At 59.8% G+C, this 25,380-nt stretch carries 15 protein-coding genes, 5 tRNA genes, 1 pseudogene and 1 riboswitch; of the genes and pseudogenes, 8 read left to right on the forward strand and 13 right to left on the reverse strand.

The annotated features are described in order from the left end of the window. The first annotated feature begins 108 nt into the window (after positions 1–108). On the forward strand, positions 109–609 hold the full coding sequence (locus BN1130_RS03385; protein WP_042040331.1) for a YfbU family protein: 501 nt from the start codon (positions 109–111) through the stop codon (positions 607–609). Between the two features lie 70 nt (positions 610–679). Here the strand turns inward: BN1130_RS03385 and yfbV are convergent, their stop codons facing one another. Beyond that, a complete protein-coding gene (yfbV, locus tag BN1130_RS03390; protein WP_042040332.1) occupies positions 680–1,120 on the reverse strand; it encodes a terminus macrodomain insulation protein YfbV in 441 nt (146 codons plus the stop codon). 303 nt (positions 1,121–1,423) lie between these two features. Here yfbV and BN1130_RS03400 point away from each other — a divergent pair, with 303 nt between their 5' ends. The 3 genes from BN1130_RS03400 to BN1130_RS03410 all read left to right on the forward strand — a co-directional run bounded on the left by BN1130_RS03400 (position 1,424) and on the right by BN1130_RS03410 (position 6,189). Next, positions 1,424–2,626, forward strand: coding sequence for an acetate kinase (locus BN1130_RS03400; protein ID WP_042040335.1), 1,203 nt, complete (start codon positions 1,424–1,426; stop codon positions 2,624–2,626). 70 nt (positions 2,627–2,696) lie between these two features. Then, complete coding sequence (pta, locus tag BN1130_RS03405) at positions 2,697–4,856, forward strand: phosphate acetyltransferase (RefSeq protein WP_042040337.1); 2,160 nt, start codon at positions 2,697–2,699, stop codon at positions 4,854–4,856. Between the two features lie 418 nt (positions 4,857–5,274). Then, on the forward strand, positions 5,275–6,189 hold the full coding sequence (locus BN1130_RS03410; protein ID WP_042040339.1) for a TIGR01777 family oxidoreductase: 915 nt from the start codon (positions 5,275–5,277) through the stop codon (positions 6,187–6,189). 82 nt (positions 6,190–6,271) lie between these two features. Here BN1130_RS03410 and BN1130_RS03415 read toward each other — a convergent pair whose 3' ends face one another. Next, positions 6,272–8,710 carry an ABC transporter permease gene (locus BN1130_RS03415; protein WP_042040340.1) on the reverse strand — a complete coding sequence of 813 codons (2,439 nt, stop codon included), beginning with the start codon at positions 8,708–8,710 and terminating at the stop codon, positions 6,272–6,274. A 133-nt stretch (positions 8,711–8,843) separates the two neighbouring features. Next, a complete protein-coding gene (locus tag BN1130_RS03420) occupies positions 8,844–9,620 on the reverse strand; it encodes an ABC transporter ATP-binding protein (protein ID WP_232301919.1) in 777 nt (258 codons plus the stop codon). On the opposite strand from BN1130_RS03420, the gene BN1130_RS03425 reads away from it, so the two are divergent. Beyond that, positions 9,619–10,224 carry an arylesterase gene (locus tag BN1130_RS03425; protein ID WP_042040341.1) on the forward strand — a complete coding sequence of 202 codons (606 nt, stop codon included), beginning with the start codon at positions 9,619–9,621 and terminating at the stop codon, positions 10,222–10,224. The two genes, BN1130_RS03420 and BN1130_RS03425, sit on opposite strands and share 2 nt — an antisense overlap. A gap of 71 nt (positions 10,225–10,295) precedes the next feature. Here the strand turns inward: BN1130_RS03425 and BN1130_RS03430 are convergent, their stop codons facing one another. The 9 genes and pseudogenes from BN1130_RS03430 to gltX form a co-directional block, all read right to left on the reverse strand. After that, on the reverse strand, positions 10,296–11,237 hold the full coding sequence (locus BN1130_RS03430) for a chemotaxis protein CheV (RefSeq protein WP_042040342.1): 942 nt from the start codon (positions 11,235–11,237) through the stop codon (positions 10,296–10,298). 152 nt (positions 11,238–11,389) lie between these two features. After that, positions 11,390–14,422, reverse strand: a complete 3,033-nt coding sequence (locus BN1130_RS03435) for a glycosyl hydrolase family 18 protein (RefSeq protein WP_084218113.1) — start codon at positions 14,420–14,422, stop codon at positions 11,390–11,392. Positions 14,423–14,534: 112 nt separating this feature from the next. Then, positions 14,535–14,621: riboswitch (cyclic di-GMP riboswitch) on the reverse strand. Between the two features lie 341 nt (positions 14,622–14,962). Continuing rightward, a tRNA-Ala gene (locus BN1130_RS03440) sits at positions 14,963–15,038 on the reverse strand. A gap of 58 nt (positions 15,039–15,096) precedes the next feature. Beyond that, positions 15,097–15,172 (reverse strand) — tRNA-Ala (locus tag BN1130_RS03445). Between the two features lie 58 nt (positions 15,173–15,230). After that, positions 15,231–15,306, reverse strand: a tRNA-Ala gene (locus BN1130_RS03450). Positions 15,307–15,366: 60 nt separating this feature from the next. Next, a tRNA-Ala gene (locus tag BN1130_RS03455) sits at positions 15,367–15,442 on the reverse strand. A 28-nt stretch (positions 15,443–15,470) separates the two neighbouring features. Continuing rightward, positions 15,471–15,546 (reverse strand) — tRNA-Ala (locus BN1130_RS03460). 238 nt (positions 15,547–15,784) lie between these two features. Then, positions 15,785–15,920: pseudogene (locus tag BN1130_RS23150) on the reverse strand (glutamyl-tRNA synthetase); the annotation flags it as partial. A gap of 157 nt (positions 15,921–16,077) precedes the next feature. Next, on the reverse strand, positions 16,078–17,493 hold the full coding sequence (gene gltX, locus BN1130_RS03470; RefSeq protein ID WP_042040347.1) for a glutamate--tRNA ligase: 1,416 nt from the start codon (positions 17,491–17,493) through the stop codon (positions 16,078–16,080). Positions 17,494–17,870: 377 nt separating this feature from the next. Here gltX and BN1130_RS03475 point away from each other — a divergent pair, with 377 nt between their 5' ends. From BN1130_RS03475 to BN1130_RS03485, 3 genes are all read left to right on the forward strand, one after another. Beyond that, on the forward strand, positions 17,871–19,973 hold the full coding sequence (locus tag BN1130_RS03475) for a methyl-accepting chemotaxis protein (protein ID WP_042040349.1): 2,103 nt from the start codon (positions 17,871–17,873) through the stop codon (positions 19,971–19,973). A gap of 100 nt (positions 19,974–20,073) precedes the next feature. Beyond that, complete coding sequence (locus tag BN1130_RS03480; protein WP_042040351.1) at positions 20,074–20,739, forward strand: LysM-like peptidoglycan-binding domain-containing protein; 666 nt, start codon at positions 20,074–20,076, stop codon at positions 20,737–20,739. Positions 20,740–21,025: 286 nt separating this feature from the next. Beyond that, positions 21,026–21,235, forward strand: a complete 210-nt coding sequence (locus tag BN1130_RS03485) for a cold-shock protein (RefSeq protein WP_005317918.1) — start codon at positions 21,026–21,028, stop codon at positions 21,233–21,235. A gap of 205 nt (positions 21,236–21,440) precedes the next feature. Here BN1130_RS03485 and BN1130_RS03490 read toward each other — a convergent pair. Next, the coding region (locus tag BN1130_RS03490; protein WP_157013880.1) for a type I secretion C-terminal target domain-containing protein at positions 21,441–25,380 on the reverse strand (3,940 nt) is incomplete at its 5' end.

A 25,380-nucleotide genomic window follows, 5' to 3' on the forward strand; every position in this document is an offset into this window, starting at 1 on the left:
CCCGACTCACCGCCAGGTTTTTTGACGACAACTCCCCTTCGAGATCAAAAAATTCATCTGATATCTGGGTTAACTTGGTGCCAGTTTCATCTTGCAGCGAGAAAACCCATGAACATGAGCCACACCGAGCGCCTGATCCTCAGCAACCAGTACGAGATCCTGGCCAAGCTCAACCCGGAGCGAGCCGCCCACTATCAGCGCGCCAGTACCATCATCGAAAAGGGTTACTGCCTGCAGATCCTCGAGCTGGAAAAACACTTCGGCCACCTGGATCTGGCCACCTGCCAAGGGGTGCTGGACACCCTGGAGCTGCACCATGCCCTGGCCATCTCCTGGGGGAACCTGGATCCGGTCAATCAGGGGGAGATAGCAGCCAGTCGACTGCGCTTCAACGGCTACAGCCGCAGCCAGGAAGCCGCCCTGGCAGACTATGTCTGCTTCCTGCTCGAGGTGGACAAGCGCTTCCCCGAGCTGGACTGCCCCTGCGACGAACTCTCCAGCGACATTGCCATGGGTGACAAATACCAGCGGATGCTGGCGGTGTGGCGCCAGTGTCCACGTCAGTACAAGCTCTCCATCCAGGAGATCCGCAAGATCCTGGCCGCCTGAGGGTACCGCCGATGCACAACCCGACCGATAAAAAAGGCGCCCCGGGGCGCCTTGATGCATCAAGCTGGGCTCACTCGTAGAGGAAGGATTTATCGAGCTGCTTGAAAGCGGCGTTGAGGGTATCGGCCAGCTCTTCATAGCGAGGCTGGGCCACCAGCTGACGGCGGCCGCCCTGCTCGTTCATCTTGCTATTGATCTCCCGGTACCAACTGGCCAGAGAGGGCGGCAGGCGGGTGGCGGCACGCTGGCCGAGCCAGTAATAACCTTGCAGCGGCAGGCTGAGCAGGAAGAGCACGCTGGTGATGACCGAAGGCCAGTAGTAATCCTGACCAAACTGGAACTGCAGCATGATGCTGAGCACGGCCAGGGCCGGGATCACCTTGAGGGCAAACTCGGTGGCGCGGATGACACGGTTTTCAGGAAACAGCGGATTGAGCTCGGGACGGCGCGGCCAAATCGTCATATAATGTCGGCCTTGCTGTAACTTAGTTCCAAAAGAATTCATGCTCATATTACCTCCGAGCTAATTTTGAACGTATTAACGGCAAAACCGCGTAAAAATTTGATGGAACATAGCAAAGGTTTAGGATGACTTTGTTATTTTTCAACAATGAGGTTATCCTTTGTCCGCCTATTTTTACCGCCAGTGGCCCCTCGGGCACCCATCGGCAGGCGTCAGGATTTCGGGTCTTGTATCACTATACAAGGGGCAAGCAACAGATTGCCAACCCTCATAAGGATAAGTTGAAGATGTTGGACGCCTTTGCGTCCGTGCAGTCCTCCTACACAACCCAATCTGCGATAGGATTTATTCATGAGTAAGCTGGTTCTTGTACTTAACTGTGGTAGCTCTTCCCTGAAGTTTGCCGTGATCGATGCCACCACAGGCGACGACCTGCTGTCCGGCCTGGCCGAGTGCTTCGGTCTCGACGATGCCCGCATCAAGTGGAAGCTCAACGGCGAGAAAGGCAGTGCCGATCTCGGCGCCGGTGCCGCCCACCAGGAAGCGCTGGACTTCATAGTCAACAAGATCCTGCCCCTGAATCCGGCCCTGGCCGAGAACCTGATCGCCGTCGGTCACCGTGTGGTGCATGGTGGTGAGAAGTTCACCTCCTCCGTGGTCATCACCGACGAAGTGGTCCAGGGCATCGAAGATTGCGCCACCCTGGCCCCGCTGCATAACCCGGCCCACCTGGTCGGCATCCGTGCCGCCCTGAAAGTGTTCCCGCATCTGGCCGACAAGAACGTGGCCGTGTTCGACACCGCTTTCCATCAGACCATGCCCCAGGAAGCCTTCCTGTATGCCCTGCCGTACAAACTCTACCAAGAGAACGGCATCCGTCGCTACGGCATGCACGGTACCAGTCACTACTACATCAGCCTGGAAGCGGCCAAGATCCTGAACAAGCCGGTCTCCGAGCTGAACATCATCAACTGCCACCTGGGCAACGGCGGCTCCGTCTGCGCCATCAAGAATGGCCAGTCCGTCGACACCTCCATGGGTCTGACCCCGTTGGAAGGTCTGGTGATGGGTACCCGTTGTGGTGATATCGATCCGGCCATCATCTTCCACCTTCATGACAATCTGGGCATGAGCGTGGCCGAGATCAACACCATGCTGACCAAAGAGTCCGGTCTGCAGGGTCTGACTGAAGTCACTTCCGACTGCCGTTTCGTCGAAGACAACTACGACAGCAAAGAAGAAGCCAAGCGTGCCATGGACGTTTACTGCTACCGCCTGGCCAAGTACATCGGCGCTTATGCTGCCGCCATGGATGGTCGTCTGGATGCCGTGGTCTTCACCGGTGGTATCGGTGAAAACTCCGCTCCTATCCGTGAGATGGCCCTGAACAAGCTGGCGCTGCTGGGCTTTGACGTCGACCACGACGCCAACCTGAAAGCCCGCTTCGGCAAGGGTGGCGAGATCTCCAAGGCTGGCTCCACCAAGGCCCTGGTTATCCCGACCAACGAAGAGTGGGTCATTGCCCACGACGCGCTGGATCTCGTCGGCGCATAATTTAGCTGTAGAGCAAGGCCGCCCCAGGGCGGCCTTTTCCTGATCCCAAAAAATGAACAAGGGGTAATAAGTGGCACGCACTATTATGCTCATCCCGGTCGGCACTGGTGTCGGCGTAACTTCCGTGAGTCTTGGCGTGGTTCGCGCCATGGAACGTCACGGTGTCAATGTCAGCTTCTTCAAACCGGTTGCCCAGCCGCGTCCGGGCGAGATTGGAGCCGAGCGCTCCACCGCCGTGATCCGCGCCGCTGCCAACATCAACCCACCCGAGCCCTTCGCCCTCTCCTACGCCGAGAACATGATCACCACCAGCAACACCGATATCCTGCTGGAAGAGATTGTGGCTCGCTTCGAAGAGCACGTGAAAGCCAGCGGCGCCGAAGTGGTGGTGGTCGAGGGCATGGTGCCCACCGACAAACAGCCCTTTGCCAACAAGCTCAACTATGACGTGGCCAAGGCGCTGGACGCCGACATGGTATTCGTCACCCACCCGGGTCATGACTCCAGCCAGAAGCTCAAAGAGCGCATCGAACTGGCCTGCTCCAACTTCGGTGGCGTCAACAACCCCCGCATCGTCGGCTGCGTGATCAACAAGGTGGGCGCACCGGTGGACGAGCACGGCGTGACTCGCCCCGATCTCACCGAGATGTTCGAGGCCCATCACCACACCACAGATGCCGCCCATAACCTGGAAGTGCTGCAGGTGTTTGGCAAGAGCCCGCTGCGCATCCTGGGTTGCATCCCCTGGAACACCCAGCTGATCGCCCCGCGCGCCAAGGATCTCTCCAAGCACCTGGCCGCCAAGATCCTGCACAAGGGTGAACTGGACAGCCGTCGTCTGCAGACCGTGACCTTCTGTGCCCGCTCCATCCACAACATGGTTGAGCACTTCCGTCCGGGCAGCCTGCTGGTTGCCTCCGGCGATCGTTCGGACGTCATCGTCTCCGCCTGTCTGGCCGCCATGAATGGCGTCAAGCTCGGTGCCCTGCTGCTGACCGGCAACTATCACCCGGAACCGCAAGTGATGGCCCTGTGCCAACAGGCCATGGCCACCGGCCTGCCGATCATGATCACCGGCACTAACACCTGGCAGACCGCGGTCAGCCTGCAGAACTTCAACGTCGACATCCCGGAAGATGACCGCGAGCGGATCGAACTGGTGCAGGACTATGTGGCTGGCCACATCGACAAGCACTGGATAGAGTCTCTCTCTGCCAAGTCCACCCGTTCTCGTCGTCTGAGCCCGCCTGCGTTCCGTTATCAGCTGACCGAGCTGGCCCGTCAGGCCAACAAGCGCGTCGTGCTGCCGGAAGGGGAAGAGCCGCGCACCATCAAGGCTGCCGCCATCTGTGCCGAGCGTGGCATCGCCCGTCCGGTGCTGCTGGGCAACCCGGAAGAGATCCGCCGCGTCGCCGAACAGCAGGGTGTGGTGCTGACCGATCGCGTCGAGATCATCGACCCGCTGGAAGTGCGCGAGCGCTATGTGCCGCGTCTGGTCGAGCTGCGCAAGAACAAAGGCATGACCGAAGTGGTCGCCCGCGAACAGCTGGAAGACAACGTGGTGCTGGGCACCATGATGCTGGAGCGTGGCGAAGTGGACGGTCTGGTTTCCGGCGCCGTGCACACCACCGCCAACACCATTCGTCCGCCGATGCAGATCATCAAGACTGCCCCGGGTTCGTCGCTGATCTCCTCCATCTTCTTCATGCTGCTGCCTGATCAGGTGCTGGTATATGGTGACTGCGCCATCAACCCGGATCCGAGCGCCGAACAGCTGGCCGAGATTGCCATCCAGTCCGCCGACTCCGCTGCCGCTTTCGGCATCGAGCCGCGCGTCGCCATGATCTCCTACTCCACCGGTACCTCTGGCGCCGGCGCGGACGTCGAGAAAGTGCGTGAAGCGACCCTGCTGGCCAAGGCCAAGCGCCCCGACCTCATCATCGACGGCCCGCTGCAGTACGACGCGGCCATCATGGAGAACGTGGCCAAGTCCAAGGCACCGAACTCACCGGTTGCGGGTAAAGCCACCGTGTTCGTGTTCCCGGATCTGAACACCGGCAACACCACCTACAAGGCGGTACAGCGCTCCGCCGAGCTGGTCTCCATCGGCCCCATGCTGCAAGGCATGCGCAAGCCGGTCAATGACCTGTCCCGTGGCGCCCTGGTGGACGACATCGTCTACACCATCGCCCTGACCGGTATTCAGGCAGCCCAGGCAGAGGCCGAGTAATAGCCCCGCTCTGCCATCTTGCAAAAACCCGCCTCCTGGCGGGTTTTTTTATGGCTGGCGGGCATTATGTTGATCCCGAAGATCAAATCCGGATCCGGTCAGATCTCGCCCCAGCGCCTAGAGCCTTCGCCAATAGTGGCGCAGCGCCTGAGCGAACACTCACATTCGCGCCAGGGGATTGAGCAATTGCACTCCAGTCGAGATCAGAATGAAATACTCTTTTAAGATCAACTAACTAACGCTAGACACACCGCTAATCTACAGACTTTTCCACAGCTTTTGTGGATAGTTTCTGGATCATTTGAAAGAAAACAACAGATGCAGATGGTGCCTCTTGGTGTACCTTGCCTCATGCTCATGGCTTGTTCATCCCTTGCCGACTCACTAGAGTAGAGCCAGACAGAGAGGGGAAGACGAGATGAAGATACTGATCACGGGGGGGACAGGTTTTATCGGCCGCAAGTTAGTCGCCCACCTTAAAGTACAGCATCAGGTGGTGGTATTGAGCCGTCAGGGGAGCCATGCGTATCAACTGCTCGGCCACGATGTGCAGCTGATTGACTCCCTGGACCGGCTCGACCATCTCAACGACATCGATGTGGTGATCAACCTCGCGGGGGAGCCCATCGCTCAGGGGCGCTGGAACCCGGTTCGCAAGCAACAGCTGTGCGATAGCCGCTGGCTGCTGACCGAACAGCTGGTCGATCTCATCAAGCTCTCCACCACCCCCCCCAAGGCACTGCTTAGCGCATCTGCCATCGGCTGGTACGGCCGCCAGGATGACAAGCCACTGGATGAGGGGTGCGATCACCCCAGTCTCGAGTTCACCCATCAGCTCTGCAACCGGTGGGAATCCCTGGCCCTGGCGGCCAGCAGTGAACAGACCCGGGTCTGCATCTTGCGCATTGGCCTGGTGCTGGGGCTAGATGGCGGCGCCCTGCCCAAGATGCTGCCGCCCTACAGGGTCGGGCTCGGCGGCCCCATGGGTGAAGGGCAGCAGGTGGTCTCCTGGATCCACATTCAGGATCTGGTGCGCGCCTGGCTGTTTCTGCTCGAGCATGACGATTGCCAAGGCATCTATAACGGCACGGCACCCACCCCGGTCAGCAACCGGGAGTTTAGCCAGCAACTGGCCAAGTCGTTGAAGCGCCCCCACCTGATGCGCATTCCCGCCTGGGCGCTGCAGCTCATGATGGGCGAGGCCGCCGACCTGCTGCTCACCGGGCAAAGAGTCCTGCCGAAACGGCTGCAGGACGCAGGCTTTCATTTCAGCTTCCCGGCCCTGCCCCAGGCGCTTTGCAATCTGCTGGAACGCCCCCCATCGAGCCCGTAACCAGAGATCCTCAAATAAAAACGCTTCATCCGGGCGGATGAAGCGTTTTTTCTTTTTCTCCGGTATCTACCTGGGTGAGCCCTTAGAGCAGCCCCTGACCCAGGCCCCGTAATCGATCGCTCAGGGTGCCCGCCAGCAACTGGCGCTGCATCCCCTGTCCGGCCAAGGTGACCAGCAAGGCACCCAGCACAGGCAAGCCCAGCCAGATGAACCAGTGGAACTGCCACTGCCCTTCAAACCAGAGCAGTTGCAGAGCCAGGGAACAGATCTCCACCACGGCCGCCCCGCACAATCCCGCCAGCAGGCCCGTCGCCACCAGCTCCCAACGCAGCATGCGCTGCAGCAGCTCACTGCTCGCCCCCAGGGTGCGCATCAGCAGCAGCTCCCTGCGTCGGCTCGCCATGCTGGCCTGGGTCTGGGTCAGCAACACCAGCAGGGCCGCCACCGTCACCAGCCCCAGCATCAAGGCCAGGGCCCGGCTCACCTGTTGGGAGACCTGGGTCAGCCGGGCTATCAGATCATCCACATCGATGAGGGAGACGGTGGGGTATTGACGTATGAGCGCCACTTCGGCGCCCTTGCCGCTGCTTGGCAACCGATAGCTGCCAAGCCAGGTCGGCGAAAAGTCAGTCAGCAGATCCGGCGAGAAGATCATGTAGAAGTTGGGACGCATGTTGTCCCACTTGATATGGCGCAGGCTGGTGACGCTCGCCTCGAACTCGCGCCCCTCGATGTTGAAGCCCAGCTGGTCGCCCAGCTTGATGCCCAGCCGCCCGGCTACCTCATCATCCACGGAGACCTCGCCTTTGCCCGCCAGCCAGCGCCCCTGGGTGATGCGGTTATCGGCAGGCAACTGCGCCGTGCTGGTGAAGTTGAGTTCCCTGTCGATTCCCTCCCGGCCATTGGACCCGATGACGTCGCCGGCAATGCTGGTCAGGCGGCCACGCACCATGGGGTAGAAGTCCGAGGTGACGGCACCCGCTTCGCCGAGGGCTGCGAGTATGGGAATGCGCTCCTCGCTGCTGATGTTGACCAGGAAGCGATTGGGCGCATCGGCGGGCAAGCGGGCGGAAAACTCGTCGAGCAGATCGACCCGGGCCGCCCACAGCAAGCCAAATAACATGAGTGCAAGGGCGAACCCCGCCAGCTGGAACAGACCGGCACCTCGCTCCCTGGAGAGATGCGCCAGGGCCAGACGCAAGGCGTGGGGACCCTGGAGGCGGCCGCCGAGCCTGAGCAGGCCCGCTGCCATCACGGCCAGCAATCCCATCAGCAGCCCCATGCCCGCGACCAGCCCCAGGGACAACCCCAGCTCGGCGGTGAAGCCCCACACCAGGGCGAACAGACCGAGCAGACCCACCGGCAGCGCCAACCAGGGAGGGACGCTCGCCGACAGCTCACGGCGCAGGACCCGCAGCGGCGGCACCTTGAGCAGGCGCAAGAAGGGGATGAAGGCGAGCAACAGGGTGATAAAGAGCGCCACGGCCACCCCCAGGGCGAATGGACGCCAGGAGGGGGGCGGCAGATCCGCAGGCAAGAGGCCACCAAGCAGATGCAGGGTAAGCCACTGCATGGCGCTGCCCGCCACCAGGCCAAGCAGAGCGCCCACCAGGGTGAGGCAGAGCAGCAGGGTGCCCATCAGGCGCCAAAGGGTTCCTCTCGAAGCCCCAAGTGTCTTGAGCAGGGCCACCATGCTAGTCTGGCGTTCGGCAAAATGCCGCACGGCTATGCCCATGGCCAGGGCACCGAGCAAGACCCCCGCCAGGGACGCGAGCCGGAAGAAACGCTCGGCATTGGCCAGGGAGCGCCCCACCTGTGAGCCTTTGTCATCCGGGGTGACCCACTTCTGCCCCGTCACCAGCTTGGGTTTTATCCAGGCTTCGAAGCGGCTGATGTCGGCCCGCGAGCCCTGAAACAGGTAGCGCCACTGCTGACGGCTGCCGGGCAGCAAGGCGCCGGTTGCCCCTATGTCATCACTGTGGATCAAGGCACGCGGCGCGAGCAGGAAGGGGCTAAATCCCTGATCCGGCTCACGGCCAAGCAGGCCCGCCACCTTGAGATGGGTATTGCCCACCTCAAGCGCCTCCCCCACCTTGGCATCGAGCAGTTGCATCAGCCGTGGCGACAGCCAGATCTCGCCCGGTTTGGGGGCTTGCTGAGGGGTCAGCTCCAGGGTGCCATAGAAGGGGAAACCACTCGGTACCGCACGAATAGAGGCGAGCTGAAACGCCTCGCCGTGAAACAGCATGCTGTTGAAGCTGACCGTGGCTTGCACCGCCACCTTGTCCTGCTGCGCCCTGGCCAGCAGATCGGGACTCAGGGCCCGGCTCGTGCCCAGGGCTCTGTCTGCCGCGATAAAGTCACGACCCGAGGCCTTGAGGCCAGCGTCCAGCCGATCGGCGACCAGGGCCACACTCAGCACGCAGGCGACGCAGAGCGCCAGCGCCAGTACGAACCAGCGCAGCTCGCCACTGGCCCCTTCCCGGCGCAGCAGACGCAGCGCCAATCGTAAATGCATCATTATTGGGGCTCCCTCACTGTCTGACGCTCATGCCATCCTGACCGCATCATTGCGATCTCCTCATGCGCTGACATCCTGTTAACTGGGTCATGACTGCTCTCTATCGACATAAAACCGGATCCCGGGGCCAGCATCAGGCACGCACGGCGCTGCTGTCATCGCGGTCATCGCGGTCATCGCGGTCATCGCGGTCATCGCGGTCATCGCGGTCAGCAGCATGGGACTCCTCGCCCGGGCTGCCCTGCAAGCGGCCACTTGCCATGGTCAGTTGGCGCTGGCAACGCTGAGCCAGTGCCAGATCATGGGTGACCACCACTAGGGTGGTGCCATGGGTACGGTTGAGTTCGAACAGCAGCTCGATGACGGTATCCCCCGTCTTGCTGTCGAGGTTGCCGGTCGGCTCGTCTGCCAGCAGCAGGCTGGGTCTGGTCATGAAGGCGCGCGCGATGGCGACCCGCTGCTGTTCGCCACCAGAGAGCCTGGGGGGCAAGTGATCCAGCCTGTCTTTCAGGCCGACCGCCGCCAACAGCTCGCGGGCCCTGGGTTCGCAATCGCGCTCGCCACGTAACTCGGCAGGCAGCATGACGTTTTCCAGGGCGCTCAGGGTCGGCAACAGCAGGAAGGATTGGAATACGAAGCCGATGTGATCGGAGCGCAAGCGGGCGCGCCCCTCTTCATCCAGCTCGCCGAGGGAGTGACCCTGAATGCGGATCTCGCCGCTACTGGGCAGATCCAATCCGGCCAGCAGGCCGAGCAGGGTCGACTTGCCCGAACCTGAGGCACCGACCAGAGCCAGAGTCTCCCCCGCCTTGACTTGCAGCGAGATCCCCTCAAGGATGGTCAGATTGTCACTGCCAAGGCGCACAGACTTGCCGAGGTTGCTAATCGAAATGATGGGAGTTGAAGTCATGGCGCGTATCCTGTTCGCCTTAATGTGGGTGATGGCCTGTGGCCAGTTGCAGGCACAGACACTGTTGGTGCTGGGCGACAGCCTGAGTGCCGGTTATCAGATGCAGGCCGAGCAGAGCTGGCCTGCCCTGCTCCAGCAACAGTGGCAGCAAGCCGGTGGCCAGCATCAGTTGATCAACGCCAGCATCAGCGGCGAGACCACGCAAGGGGCCCTCACCAGACTGCCTGTCTTGCTCAAGGAGCACAAGCCGGACTGGCTGCTGATCGAGCTGGGGGGAAATGATGGCCTGCGCGGTTTCCCGCCCGCCATCACTCGCCAGAATCTGGCCAAGATGTTGACCATGGCCAAGCAGCAGGGGATCCACACCATCCTGACCCAGATCCAGCTGCCCCCCAATTACGGGGCCCGTTACCTGCGCCAGTTCGAAACCATATTCCCGGATCTTGCCAAGGAGAATGAGCGACCACTGCTGCCCTTCTTCCTCGATGATATTGCCACTCGCCCTGAACTCATGCTGAATGATGGCATCCACCCCAAGGCCGAGGCACAGCCGCTCATCCGCGACAAGGTGGCCCGCTTCGTCGAGCCCTTGCTGACTCACTGACAGGCTCTTGTAGAACCAAAAAGGTCAGCAGATGCTGACCTTTTTGGTTGCTGAACCATCCCGATAGTCTGTCAACCCAGCAACTGACGCAGCCGCTCCTGGGCGACCCCCACCAACAGGTCCGGCTGGAACTTTGAAATGAAGCGGTCACAGCCGACCTTCTTGACCATGGCCTCGTTGAAGTTGCCACTGAGCGACGTATTGAGGGTGATGAAGAGATCCTGCATACGCGGGTCGCTGCGCACCTCGTGGGTGAGGCGGTAACCATCCATCTCCGGCATCTCGGCATCGGTGATCATCAGCAGTATTTCGTCGGTCACTCTCTTGCCCGCATCGCACCAACTCTTGAGCAAACGCAAGGCCTGCAGGCCATCCTGGCATTCGATCACTTCGAGTCCGAGTTGCGCCAGGGTATCGCGGATCAGGTTGCGGGCCGTGCTGGAATCATCGACGATCAACACCTTGCGCCCCTGCATCTGCGGCAGCAGTTCTCTATCCAGCACGGCGTCGGAGATGCGGATGTCGTAGGTGATGATCTCGGCCAGCACCTTCTCCACGTCGATGATCTCGACGATCTGCTCGCTATCGCCCTCCCGCAGGCGGGTGATGGCGGTGAGGTAGTTGGCGCGACCCGCCGAGCGCGGCGGCGGCAATATGTCCTTCCAGGTCATATTGGCGATGTTGGCCACCTGGCCGACCAGGAAACCCTGAATGGTGCGGTTATATTCGGTGATGATGAGGTTGGCCTCTCCCTCCTGGGCTTGGCCGCGCATGCCGATGGCGCTGCGCAAATCGATGACGGGGATGGAGACACCGCGGATATTGGCCACGCCGCTGATGTTGTGATGAGAGCCCGGCATCTTGTTCAGGTGGGGCAGTTTCACCACCTCGCGCACCTTGAACACGTTGATGGCAAACAGCTGACGGGAGCCGAGTCGAAACATCAGCAACTCCAGGCGATTCTCCCCTACCAGCTGGGTACGTTGATCCACTGAATCCAATATGCTCGCCATGATTGCCCTTCTCTCCCAATCCGAATGCGGTCCAGTATAGGGACTCGCCGATCCCGGTACTATGGCCATTACTATGTTATGTCGGCCGCCACCGGGGTTTTCTTGATAAAAAAACGGGGCCAGAGGCCCCGTTTGCATTGTTAATCTCTCTCTCAGTAGCTGCAAACCAGCTTCCAGCTACCATCACCCGCCTTGGGCTCGGAGCTGGTCCACCAGTTCGCCTGCCAGACCGCACTGCCATTGGTCATGCGATCGTTGCCATTGGCATGGTCCCCTTGCGGCCAGCTCGGGTAGGCCGGATAGGCCGCCGGATTGACGCTCTGGGAGCTGCAGGTCGTGCCGCCCGGGCCAGGGTTGCTGCCGCCACCGCCCAGTACCGCCTCGGCCAGGGCCGGGAAGTCGGACTTCAGGCCTATGGTCTGGCTACCGCTGACGAGGCGCACGCCACTTGGCACACCGGCTGCCGGCAGGTAATAGGTCATGGCGACTTCAACATCCGTCCCCGGTGCCCAGGCCTTCCAGCCCGGCAGGGTCAGGGCCACCTTGTGGAAGTCCTTCTCATTGGCGATGCCGTCGGAGTTCTGGTTGCCACCGCTCTCGACCACTGTCAGCCCCATACCGCTCTGATCCGTGATGGTGTCAGAAGTGGAGGTGGGCATCAGGAACTCGATGCGGGTGCCGCCCGGAATGGTCTGGGTGGAGTTGTTGGTCAGCTTCAGGGTCGGATTGATGGGATAGTTGGAATCCCCCTCCTTGAAGCCAGTCAGGCTGACGGCAATGTCGAGCTGAGCGGCCGGGGCCGGCAGATCATTCTGCTTCAGGCTAGCTTTGCTCGCCGTGGCGAACTTGTCATACGCCAGACTGGTGAGGGTGCTGCCCATGACATATTCGTTCTTGGCGGGATCGAAATCATAATCCCCCGCCATCTCCCAGAACATGACGCCACCCAGACCGCGCTTGATGATGTAGTCCAGCTTGTGACCCATGGACTCTTCATCTTCGGTGGAGAGGAACACTTTCTTCTCTTCGTTCCACAACCAGGGCGCATGGGCCTTGTCATCGTAGTAACGCACGTACTGACCCTGGATCACGTCAGCCGGGTTATTGGCATCCAGCCCCCAAGCCGCGCCGTAGCTGGGCAAGGTAGTGATGCCGAGGCTGGCCGCATGCTCCAGGTTCTTGGCATGCCACATGGGCACGGCGCCGCCACCTATCTCATTGCCGTTCTTGTCCAGATCGTGCCAGATGTTGTCGATACCGACCGCGCCATTACCACAAGGGATGGTGCTGCCCCCGGTACCCGGTTGGCAGTCGCTCTGGCTTGGCAAGGCTGCCTTGCCATTGAGACCATGGGTACCACCGGTCACCCCTTGCCAGCCACGGGTGTAATAAGGAACACCCACGTTGATCTTGCCAGCCGCCATGGCACCACGGAAGTAGTGCGCCGCCCAGGCTGCGTTCAGATAGCCGATGGCACCGAACTGAGCCTGGTTATAGACACCCCACTGGGCCAGTTCCGGATCTGCCTTGTTGTCGAACAGCGCGGCATTATGGGCCACGAAGTTGTTCCAGGCACCGTGGAAGTCATAGGTCATCAGGTTGACGTAATCCAGATACTGGGTGACCTGGAAGTTCTCCATGCCACGCAGCAGATAGGCCGACGCCGGCGACGCTATGGTCAGCATGTACTTGCGATCGTCTTCGGTGCCCGCGTTGTCGAGCCGCTCGCGCAGCGTCTTCATCAGCACTTCATAGTTCGCAAACAGCTTGCCCCGACACAGATTGGAGAGCGGGAAATCATTGGGGTTACCCGCATCCTTCATGGAGGTCGGATATTCGTAATCGATATCCACCCCATCGAAGCCGTACTGGCGAATGAAACTCACCGCCGAGTTGGCCAGCGCATTGATGCCAGCGGTATTGACCGAGCAGTCACCCTTGGTGGTGGCAGCATAGAAACCACGGGTATCGGCCCAGCCGCCCACGGAGATCAAGGTCTTCACGTCTGGATACTGTTTCTTGTACTTGGAGAGCAGGTTGAAGTGGCCCTGATAGGCAAACTCCGGATCCATTTCGGCGCCCGGCACCCCTTCCCAGGTCAGCTTGGTGGCGGCGTCATCCACCTTGATGAGGTGACTCTGCTCATCCACGGCGGCGAACGCGTAGTTGATGTGGGTGATCTTGTCCCAGGGAATGTCGTTTACCAGATAGGAAGGCAGCCCGTTCTTGCCGGTACGCCAGGAGGTGAAGTAACCGATGACGCGGCGGCCATGGTCATCCCCCATGCACTCGCTGCCATCGGCGCGATAGATCTGGCGAACGTCGCAGGAGAGATTGCCACCGGTGGGCGGCAAGGCCGCCTCTTCGATACTGACCGACACCGGGGCGGACTCCCCCGACAGGTTCTGGCTGTCTACAGCGACCAGGGTCAGCGCGGCGCTCCCCTTGGTCTGCGGCGTCCAGCTCAGCTGCCAGGGCGCACTGCTGTCCTCACCCGCCTTCTTGCCATCCACATAGAGCTCGACCCTGGCCACATCGTTATTGGCATCGGTGACATTGCCGGTCACTGTGACGGCGCGACCCAGGGTGAGTTTGGCCCCGGCGGCCGGGCTGGTGATGCTGGCCTTGGGTGCCTCGGGGGCAACCACGGCCGTCACCGTCACACTGACCTGAGCTTCATCCAGGTTCTTGCCATCCTTGTCCAGGGCGCGAGCCGTGATTTGATGAGCGCCCACTCCGCTGGCAGCCCAACTGGCTGACCAAGGGGCAGAGGTCGCGGCAGCCACCTGACTGCCATCGACCAGATAGACCACCTGGGTCACGGCGCTGCTGCTACCGGCCAGGCTGACGGCCAGAGCCAGTTCTGCACCCACGCTCACCGAGCTGCCCGCGGCCGGGGAAGAGAGTGTCAGGTCCAGTGCAGGGGGAGTCGTATCCTGATACAGCGTCCAGGCATCGGCCCAGACAGTACCTGTGCCCGGGGCGTAGTGAGAGCTGGCACCGCTGCACCAGCCGGAGTAGGGGAATGCTTTGCATTGGTAGAGGCTACCGACGTTGCTGACGATGTCGCCAGCCTTGTAGGCGGTGCCTGCCTGATAGGCGGGGTAGGCCGCGAGTGCCCAACCGGGCAGGGACGCGAGGGCGACCAGCATGGCTAGCCGACTTGGTCTTAAGAGTTGTTGCATCTTGTTATCATCCTTGTTTTTTGTCTTGGCAAAACGCTGACCAAGGCAAAGCACAACCGCAACAGGTACGACGAAGAAGACAAGTGACGATGGACGCGTCACTGACTCTTACCTGGGTAACCCCGCTATCCTGGACCCTGGAGTCGGTAGACCGGAGGCTTTGCGTCCCGGTCTTTCAACCGGTTTGCTCTTTACCTGGATTCCATCTGGAACGGCCCGAGTATAGGAAGTCGCCCGCAAATGCTCAATCTTCATTCACAAAGGAAAATATGTTTGGGCGGAACACAATAAACGCAGAAAAAGCAGCCAAAATGCCGCGAACAGCTAGCAATTAACACGATTATCAGCACAAGCATCGACACCGACATGCCCGAAACCGCTGATATCATGCGCTGGAACTGTGAGCCACCTCATGACTAGGACGCCATACGATGACTGATGAGACGACAATTCACGTCGGGAAGGGGAGCGAAGAGCGGATGCGCATAGCAAAAAGGCCACCGCGATGCGGTGGCCTTTAGCTTTCTTGTAACAAGAAATTGGTGGAGCTACGCGGGATCGAACCGCGGACCTCTTGCATGCCATGCAAGCGCTCTCCCAGCTGAGCTATAACCCCGAAATCTTTACTCTTTAGACAATCGGTTCTGGTGTCCGTTTGCCTTACTGCGAAATAGTGGTGGAGCTACGCGGGATCGAACCGCGGACCTCTTGCATGCCATGCAAGCGCTCTCCCAGCTGAGCTATAACCCCGAAATCTTTACTTTTTAGACAATCGGTTCTGGTGTCCGTTTGCCTTACTGCGAAATAGTGGTGGAGCTACGCGGGATCGAACCGCGGACCTCTTGCATGCCATGCAAGCGCTCTCCCAGCTGAGCTATAACCCCACAAAGGTCGGCCTGGGTGATACACACCGCACTGCCCTGGGTATTCGTCAATCAAGAATCTGGTGGAGCTACGCGGGATCGAACCGCGGACCTCTTGCATGCCATGCAAGCGCTCTCCCAGCTGAGCTATAACCCCTTAGATTCCAGATTGTTCGAGGAGAATTTGGTGGAGCTACGCGGGATCGAACCGCGGACCTCTTGCATGCCATGCAAGCGCTCTCCCAGCTGAGCTATAACCCCAACTCACCTCGGTGCTACCAAAGTTATCTCCGGCAACGGAGGCGCATGATAGGCATCGACCGCTTTGCTGTCAACCCAAAAATACCCCGCGTCGATGCGTTTAGTCAAAATTCAGGCAGTTAGCTGTTTTTACCGGCGACCCTGTCGCTATCTTGCTGTTTTTGGTCACAAATCACTCTTGGGTACAAACAACAAGGGCCCCCGAACGGGAGCCCTTTTTCTATGGCAATGAATCGACTTATTCGGCGGCCATGCGTGCTGCGATGTACGCCAGTATGAGGTCGATACGAGCCAGCACCCTCTCCTTACCGACCAAGGCCATCACGGCGTCGATACCCGGGGAGAGATTATCCCAGACCGGTGACGGCAATGTCCGGCGGCAAGCTTACTCGGCGGCCATCCGCGCTGCGATGTAGGCCAGGGCGCGGTCGATACGAGCCAGCACCCGCTCCTTGCCGACCAAGGCCATCAAGGCGTCGATACCCGGGGGAGATTATCCCAGACCGGTGACGACAATGTCCGACGGCAAGCTTACTCGGCGGCCATACGCGCTTCGATATAAGCCAGCGCGCGGTCGATGCGGGCGAGCACCCGCTCCTTGCCCACCAGCGCCATCACGGCGTCTATGGCCGGGGACTGACCCAGACCGGTGACGGCGACGCGCAGCGGCATGCCGACCTTGCCCATGCCCTGGCCCAGCTCGGCGGCAGTGGCTTCAATCAGCTCGTGCAGCGCCTCCGTGGTCCAGGTCTCCAGGGCCGCCAGCTTGGCCCTGGCCAGGGTCAGCGGCTCGGCCGCGACGCCGCGCAGGTGCTTCTTGGCGGCGGCTTCGTCCAGCGCTTCGTACTCTTCGAACAGATAACGGCTCTGGGCGGCCATCTCCACCAGGGTGTTGCAGCGCTCGGCCAGCAGGGTCACCACCTCAGGCAAGGTCGGCCCCTTGCTGGTGTCGATGTTCTGGGCGGCCATGTGCCATGCCAGATGCTTGGCGACATAGGCCGGATCCAGGCTACGCATGTAGTGGTTGTTGAGCCACAACAGCTTGTCGGTGTTGAAGGCGGATGCCGACTTGGAGATGGCATCCAGGCTGAACAGCTTGATCATCTCGTCCAGGGTGAAGATCTCCTGATCGCCGTGGGACCAGCCCAGACGCACCAGATAGTTCAGCAGGGCTTCCGGCAGGTAGCCGTCGTCGCGGTACTGCATCACGGACACGGCGCCGTGGCGCTTGGAGAGCTTGGCACCGTCGTCGCCCAGGATCATGGAGACGTGGGCAAACTCAGGCACAGGCGCGTTCAGTGCCTTGTAGATGTTGATCTGACGCGGGGTGTTGTTGATGTGGTCTTCACCACGCACCACGTGGGTGATCTCCATGTCCCAGTCATCGACCACCACGCAGAAGTTGTAGGTGGGGGCGCCGTCGGTGCGGCGGATGATGAGATCGTCCAGCTCGCTGTTGGCGAACTCGATGCGGCCACGAACGTGGTCATCGAACACCACTGAGCCTTCGGTCGGGTTGCGGAAGCGAATGACGTGGGGCGCATCGGCCGGGTGATCGTGAGCGGCATCCCGGCACTTGCCGTCATAGCGCGGCTTCTCGCCGCTGGCCATCTGACCTTCACGCAGCGCGTCCAACCGCTCCCGCGAGCAGAAGCACTTGTAGGCGCGGCTGTCGGCCAGCATCTCGTCGATCAGGGCGTTGTAGCGATCGAAACGCTTGGTCTGGTAATAGGGACCCTCATCCCAGTTCAGCTCCAGCCATTCCATGCCCTCGATGATGGCGTCGATCGCCTCCTGGGTGGAACGTTCCAGATCGGTATCCTCGATACGCAGCACAAACTCGCCACCCTGGCTTTTCGCATAGAGCCAGGAGTAGAGCGCGGTACGGGCACCGCCGACATGCAGAAAGCCGGTCGGGCTGGGAGCAAAACGGGTTTTGACTTTCATCTTTAAGCCTTGTGTAGAGGGCCTTGGGCCAATGCGTTAGAAAAACCGCCGCATTTTAGCACTCCCGCCCCCGGATGGGAAAACTGGACATTGATCACCCCCTTCAAGATGAGCAACCCGGATATGCAACAGGCTCTCCCCCGGGAGAGTCGAACCTAAATCCCAGCAACGGGGCCGAACAACAGGACGGTAACGCTCAGCGCTCCCAATGGGGAAATCTGGGCCTGCGCAGGGCAAGCATGAATCCCTTTCTCCCCGGACATGAGGAGGATCGCAAAACATCTCGCTATTTTCGGCTCTACTGCTAACAAAAGCTGGAGCTTTCAGCTAATCCGCCGATATTTCAGCCAACTTCACCCTACAACAAGGAACGCATGATGCAGTTTCGTTCTATTTCACACCGCATACTGGTGATGGCTGGGATCGCCATGACCCTCGCACTGGTGATCCTCATCTTGCAGACCCAATATTCGGGCCGCCAGACTCAGCAACTGACCGTCAGTTCCAGCCGCGAAGCCCTGCAAGAAGAGGCATGGCAGAAAGTCAGTGCCGAGGCCCGCGCCGAGGCGGCCGCCATCACACAACTGCTGCAAAAGGGGCTCTCTTACACCCAGCAGATGGCCAGTGTACTGACCCTGCAACAGGAGGGGCGGCTCAACCTCAGCCGTCCACAGGTCAATGATCTGCTCAAGGCCCAGCTCGCCCTCGAGCCACAGCTCTATGGTGCCTTCGCCGGTTTCGAGCCCAATGGCTTTGCTGGCGATGATGCCCTTTTCGCCGGTCAGACTGAACTGGGCAGTGACCCCCAAGGGCGCTTCGTGCCCTACTTCTATCGTGATGGCGCCAAGATAGGCTCGGATCTGCTGCTCTCCATCGAGAAAAGCGACACAGACAGCTTCGGCAACCCGGCCAACGACTACTATGCCTGCCCGAAACAGCAAGGCCAGGCCTGCCTCATCGACCCTTTCAAGGTCGACATCAACGGTCAGCAGGTGCTGGTGAGCACCATCACCAGCCCCATCATGGTCAAGGGTCAGTTCAAGGGGATAGCGGCACTGGATCTGACGGTAGACTCCATCAATCAGCAGGCCAGGCACCTCAACAGCAACATCTATGACGGCAAGGGTGAGACATTGATCGTCAGCGCCGCCGGGGTGATCACCGGCACCAGTGGCGATGCGGCCCTGCTCGGTGGCCCGGCCGCACAACGGCTCGGTCAGGAGTGGCGTCAATACCTCAAGCCAGAGGTGCAGCGCCAGGAACTCAACGAGGCATTTCGGATCTCTGTGCCCATTCAGGTACCTGGCATGCACCGCAACTGGGCCATCATCGTCACCCTGCCCTATCAGGTGGTGCTGGCCCGTGCCGATCAGCTCGAAGCTCAGCTCAACGACCTGAACCGTGCCGCCATGAGCCAGCAGCTGATAGGCGCCCTGCTGGTGCTGGGCTTGGCCCTGGCCGCCATGCTGTTTATTGCGCGCAGCATCACGGGTCCTATCCGGCAGATGGTCAGCCTGGTGGATGACATCGCCGATGGCGAAGGAGACCTGACCAGGCGACTCCAGGCTCACTCAGTCGACGAACTGGGGGATCTGGCCAAGGGCATCAACCGCTTCATCGACAAGCTACAGGGGTTGCTCGGCGATGTCCTCGGTACCGCCAGCGAGGTGAACCGTCACGCCGGTGATACCGATCGCATCGCGGGTCAGACGGATCGCAACCTGCAATCTCATCAGGCGGAGATGGAGCAGATGCTGACCGCGGTGCAGGAGATGTCCTATGTCAGTCAGGAGGTAGCGACCCATGCCAACAACACCGCCGACTCCGCCAAGCAGGCCCAGAGCGCGGCCGATGAGGGCAAGGTACGCTTCCAGCAAGTGATCCAGTCGATGCACAAGGTCGCGACGGAGGCTGGCCGGGGGGCCGAGGTGGTCGAAGGGCTGGCACGGGACAGCGAGCAGATCACCAGCATTCTCACCGTCATTCAGAATATTGCCGATCAGACCAACTTGCTGGCACTCAATGCCGCCATCGAAGCGGCCCGGGCCGGGGATCAGGGCCGTGGCTTTGCCGTGGTGGCCGATGAGGTGCGCCAGCTGGCCCGCAACACTCAGCAGGCGGTACAGAACACTCAGGAGCTGCTCGAGAAGATACGTCACAGCTCGACCAATGCCGTCTGTGCCATCAGTCTCAGCCAGCAATTGACGCAACAGGCCGTGACAGAGGCGGATCTGGCAGAGGCCGCCCTTGGCAGCATCTATCAGGCCATCGCCACCATCAATGACATGACCTACCAGATAGCCTCCGCCGCCGAGGAGCAAAGCTCTGTCTCCGAGACGGTCTCTGGCAATTTGGCCCAGACCAACGTCCTGGCAAATGACATCGCCCAGGATGCAGCCGAGACCGCCAACGCCAGCCAGGCGCTGCGTCAGGCGGCGGAACGATTACAGCAATTACTGGGACAATTCCGACTGCGCTGATAATTTTCCTGTCACGGGCTCTCCCCCTCGGGGACGAGTCCGTTTACCATAGGCGCCTGATTTGCCTGATGGCAGGCAATTGTAGTGAGAGGTAACTGCCGTGCCCACCCCGGATCGTCGCCCCCGTGGCCATAACAGACGAGCACAGCGTCATAAAGACGAGTCTCAAGGATCCCTGCTTGAACGTATCAACGCCGCCAGCCTGCCCCTGCGCCAGCAACTTGGCCAGACTCTGGGGCAGCTGAGAAACCGGGATGCCAGCCGGCCCAAGACGGATCAGGGCCGCAAGTGGCAAACCCCTCTGCCCCGCAAGCACTGCATCGCACTGCTGATCCTGGTGCCAGTCTGGTTGATCCTGCTGGCCTGGGAACCTGCGCCCAGCGCGCCGCAAGCAGCCCCCTCCGGCGTGCTCAGCGTGCCCGTCGCCATCCCGGTCCAAACCCAGAACGCGCTGCGACAGCCGCAAAATCAGGCAAAGGTTGCCGTCGAACCCGAACCGGTCAATGGCAAGTGGCTGCGGCACAAGGTGGCAGCGGGCGAAACCCTGTTCTCCCTGTTCCGCCAGTTTCAGTTACCCGGGGTCGAGTTGAGCCGCCTCATTGCCATTGAGGGACCGGACAGACCGCTGACCCGGATGCAAACCGGCAAGTCACTCAACATCCTGGTCGGAGACGATCAACGGATCCAGCGTGTCGAAATCCGGGACGACTTCCAGGTACTCTATCGTTACGATCGCCAGGGCGAGGGTTTTGCGCTCAAGGAGTAAGGCATTCAAGGCGCCGAACAGAAAAAGGAGGCTTGATGCCTCCTTTTTCATGCTCAATCCCTGCCGACAACGGCTTGATTGACCAATAGTTTTACCTTGCTCAAAAAATGAATCCTCGAAAATTGACAAGGATCCGCGCTCACGTACAATCGTTTTTGCTTTAAACAGGGACTGTTGAGCACGACTGAGACGGTTAAACAGGTCAGTCATGCCCTCCCCCTGTCTTCTAGGCAAACCCTGCCTGTACCAGGCGTTAGTTTCATTTTGTTATAGATAGGACTTACACATGTCTGACATTCGCACCGGCCAAGTCAAATGGTTCAACGAGACCAAGGGTTTCGGCTTCATCGAGCAATCCCAGGGCCCGGACGTTTTCGTTCACTTCTCCTCCATCCAGAGCACTGGTTTCAAGACCCTGGCCGAAGGCCAGAAGGTTCAGTTCACCGTGACTCAGGGTCAGAAAGGTCCGCAGGCTGAGAACGTTACCCTTCTCTAAGCAGCCGCCTTGCTAGGAGGAGATCTCTCCTCCTATTTTTCTTCTATTGCCTTCCTATATTGCCTTCCGACTCCCCTCTTCTACCTGATGCTGTTCCTTGCCATGCAAGGCTCAAGTCACTGCTGCTCGCTCTCTCTTCCTGCTTGGCACCATGAAAAACGGTGGCCTGAGCCACCGTCTTGATACTTGCGGATCCAGCAGAGCCTTATTTATCGATCTCCAGCATATGGTTGTTCAACATGAAATCGATCACCTGGGTCGAGGTCGCGCCCGCATTGCCCGTCAGGGTATCGAAGCTGTGATTCATCAGCACTATCTCCTGAGTCACCGGCGCCGCGCTGCTCTCCTTCACCTGCAGGTGCACCCCTTCGCTGTCCTGGAACACAGAGAGCAGGCTCTTCAGGGAGCTCTGGCTCTTGCTGCCATCGCTGTCGAGCAGATCGCTCAGGTCCAGCTTGTCCCCTTCGGACTTGGAGAAGTCGAGCACATAGTCCTTGGCGACCGAGCCTGCGACCGTATCCCCCTTCAGCCAGGTGAAGGCATCTGATCCCGCATCCCCCTTCAGGATGTCGTTGCCGAGGCCCCCAGTCAGGATGTCATTGCCCAAGCCGCCGCTCAGGGTGTCGTTGCCGGTACCGCCATAGAGGGCATCGTTGCCAGCGTCACCGGAGAGTTCGTCGTTACCTCCCTGGCCGAAGAGGATGTCGTCTCCCAGGCCACCATACAGCTTGTCGTGCCCGCCACGAGTATCACCTGCGACATCAAATGACTTGGCATTGCCCTTGATATATTCGTACAGCTCTACGGTGCTGGGGGCATAGCCGTTCTTCAAGGTCAGGAACTGGGTCAAGCCATCCAGTCCCTTGCCATTGACCCAGTCCGTCGGCTTGGCCGGATTGCCCGCCGCGCCCCAGGGCAGATAATCGGTGTTAATGGCATCGCCAAACAGGATGTCGCTGCCTGCACCGCCATTGACCGTATCCGAACCAACCTCTGCGGGAGTATTCGTCACCGAGCCACCCACAAGCACGGCCTGGAGATCCTCGGCCTTGGTGATAATGTCGGGTTGACCGATCGGCGGATAGTCCGTCACCTTGGCGAGGTTATCTATCACCAGCGTGGCCGACGTGTTATCCCAACCCCGACTCCAACTCCAACCGTCATCTATATCATTCAATGTAAAGACATAGCGATAATCGGCAGCGACTAAAGGACCACTGTCTATCATTCCGGTCGTATTTAAAGCACTACCGACATTGACCCAGCTCGAGCCATTCCAGCGCTGTAATTGCACCGAGAAACTGTCACCGGAAGAAAAATCGCTATCTGTAGACAAATCAAAGCGGATGCCATTACCCGCCGCCACCGCCAGTGTTGCACTGGTAAAGATCGACGCACTGGAAGAGGCTTTATCAGTTAACTCAATCTTGTCGTTGTCTCTCACAACGGTGCCGGAGCTATCACCAGCTTTACCCCAACTGCTCGCTCTCCACACACCACTATTACTCGAGAAGTCATTCAGTATTTGCGACTGGCCATATTGACTGCTCGCACCGGCCACCTGGGTATTGTCGAAATACTTCAGGTTACCCTCCGTCACACCGGTACCTATGCCAATTGCCTTGACCTCGCTCAATCCCGACAGAGATGTAAAAGCGTCGATGGCCTTCTGCATGTCGGCATCATTCGTGGTACCACCAGACGAGGAGTCGCCGTTGTGCACAGTGGGATCGCCGTCGGTCAGGAAGTAGGTCAGGTTTTCGAATTTCAGGCCTGTCCCGCTCCCCGGCTTGGTATTGAACCACTCGGTCGCCTTGATGAAGGCATCCTCGTAGTTGGTCGCCCCATTGGCAGACAGGGTAGTGATCTTGTTGATCAGCGTCTGCAGGTTTGCCGAGTTGAGATCTTCGATCTTCAACATATTGCTGGCCGACCCGGCGAAACCGATCAGCGTCACGTTGACCACGCCATCGTGGCTGGCCAGCTGGTTGGCCAACACTTTCAGTGCATTGATCGTCAATGTCATCCGATCCTGACCTGAGCTGGGATCCTGATTCCCATTCAGGCCATATTTCATACTGCCTGAGGTATCCACGATCAAGGCGACATTGTAATTCTTGCCAGGCTCGACCGACGTCTTGATGCCACCTATATCCCCCAGCAGCACATCATCACCACCGCCGCCATCAAGGGTGTTGTCACCATTCGGATTGGCCGGTTTAATCATGAAGCCGGCGTCTGCCTCGGTAAATTTCACTTCACCCGAGATAGGTTGACCATTCATGTCGTACTCTTGCGAACCCGCCACAACGGTAACCTTGATATTCTGGCTACCGACCGGCAGTTCAACCTGCAGCGACAATTTGCCATCCTGATCCAGCATGCTGGCTGGCACCTTCCAACTGCCGTCAGCCTGCAGAGTACCGCCGGAGACCTCAGCCCCCTGCGGCAGTCCCTTGATGGTCAGCTCGGTAAAGCGCTCGCTACCGTCTGTGTCTATCAAGTCAGCATCTATCTTCAGGGTTGCAAGGTCGGCAACCTTGCTCAGTTGGCCACCCTCAAACTGGTACTTGCCATCTTGCAGATAGAGGGTTTCGACACTGTAGAAGTCATGGTTAGTCACCGCCCCAGTGACAGGGTCCGTATAGACAAGCCGGTAGTCGCAGCTGTTGGGCAAACCGGTCGTGACCAGTTTCAGCGCCTTCATCGAGCCGGGCATGTAGGCAACATCCTGGCCGTCACCGCCGTAATAGGAAGTGGTTGCCTTCAGACTTTGAGAGATAAGCGTATCGTTGCCCCCATCCCCCTGCAGCTTGACCGAGGACGTTGCATTCTTGCCACCGATCAGAATGTCATCTCCGTCACCGCCAATCAGGTGCTCATTGACGCTGGCCCCACCGATCAGGGTGTCGTTGCCAGCCCCACCGATCGCCTGGAAGCTTGTACCGCTGCCGAACTTGATCGTGTCGTTGCCAGCCCCGCCATCTACCCAGCTGCCATTGCTGGACACCAGATAATCATTCCCTCCGGTCGGGTTCGATGATGGATTTTTGCCTTGCAAGGAGTCCAGGATCTCTTCCACCTTCGCCGCACCCGGGGTCAAACCGCCACTCACCAGCTCAACCTTGAGTGTCACGCCATCAACAACTGGCTTGATATCAATAACGAACTTGGCATTGTCACTGGCATTGACGCCATCGCTGACCTGGTAATCAAAGGCGGCATAATCGCCAAACTTGTTGCCTGGAGTGCCGCCATTGTTGCCCGCAGCCGAGCTCGACTCATGAAGGTCAGGCAAGAACTGCAGCTTGCCTGCATCAATATCCCCCTTGCTGAATGTCAGCCCGCTATTCACCAGAGCCTGTGTCACTGTCTGCCATTTACCGTCAGCATCCTTGTACTGGAGCAAGCCATCGGCTGGCAGTGAAGTGATCCTGATCGACAGCTGAGCATCTGGTGTATCGGCATCGCTGGCCTTGAAATCGCTCCACTTCAGGGAAAGCGGGGTGTCTTCGGCGCCACTGGCGTAGCCGCCGGAAGTGACGGGAACGGCCAATACCAGCGCAGTATCGCTGCCCGGCAGGGAGGTGTTGCCCGCCTGGTCGGTCTGGGTCGCGGTCACCGTCAACGATGTTCCATTGCCCGGCGTCGCTTCAGTCCAGCTGATAACGCCGTTCTGATAGCCATAGCTCTTGCCATTGTTCGATTGCAGCGTGCCATCGGCTTTCAACGTCAGCTCAACCGTACTGCTGACGGCACCATTGTTGATAGTCAGCGTCACCTTGCCGCCCGCAACCAAATCAGCATGGCTGACCCCGGCACGCACCTGGATCTGATCGTTGCCGATCTCGGCCTTGGTCAGCATCTGGTCGTTGTTCACGTCGTCCACGATGACTACCGTCGGCGCACCGGTAGCTGTGGTGTCACCCATGGTGGCACTGTCTTTGCCTTCAGCCGAGACGTTACCGGCGGCATCCACGAGGGTGGCGGTAATGGTAATCTTCTGGCCATCAGCCGGACGGTCAAACTCGTAAGCCACCTTGCCGGCGCTGATGTCGGCATCGCTCAGCACACGGTCAGCCTGGCCGCTCACCTTGAGGGTGTCACCCGCCTTGGCATCGGTCGGCAGGCTGACGTTAACGTCT

It is taken from the genome of Aeromonas rivuli (assembly GCF_000820045.1).
Lineage (GTDB): Bacteria > Pseudomonadota > Gammaproteobacteria > Enterobacterales > Aeromonadaceae > Aeromonas > Aeromonas rivuli.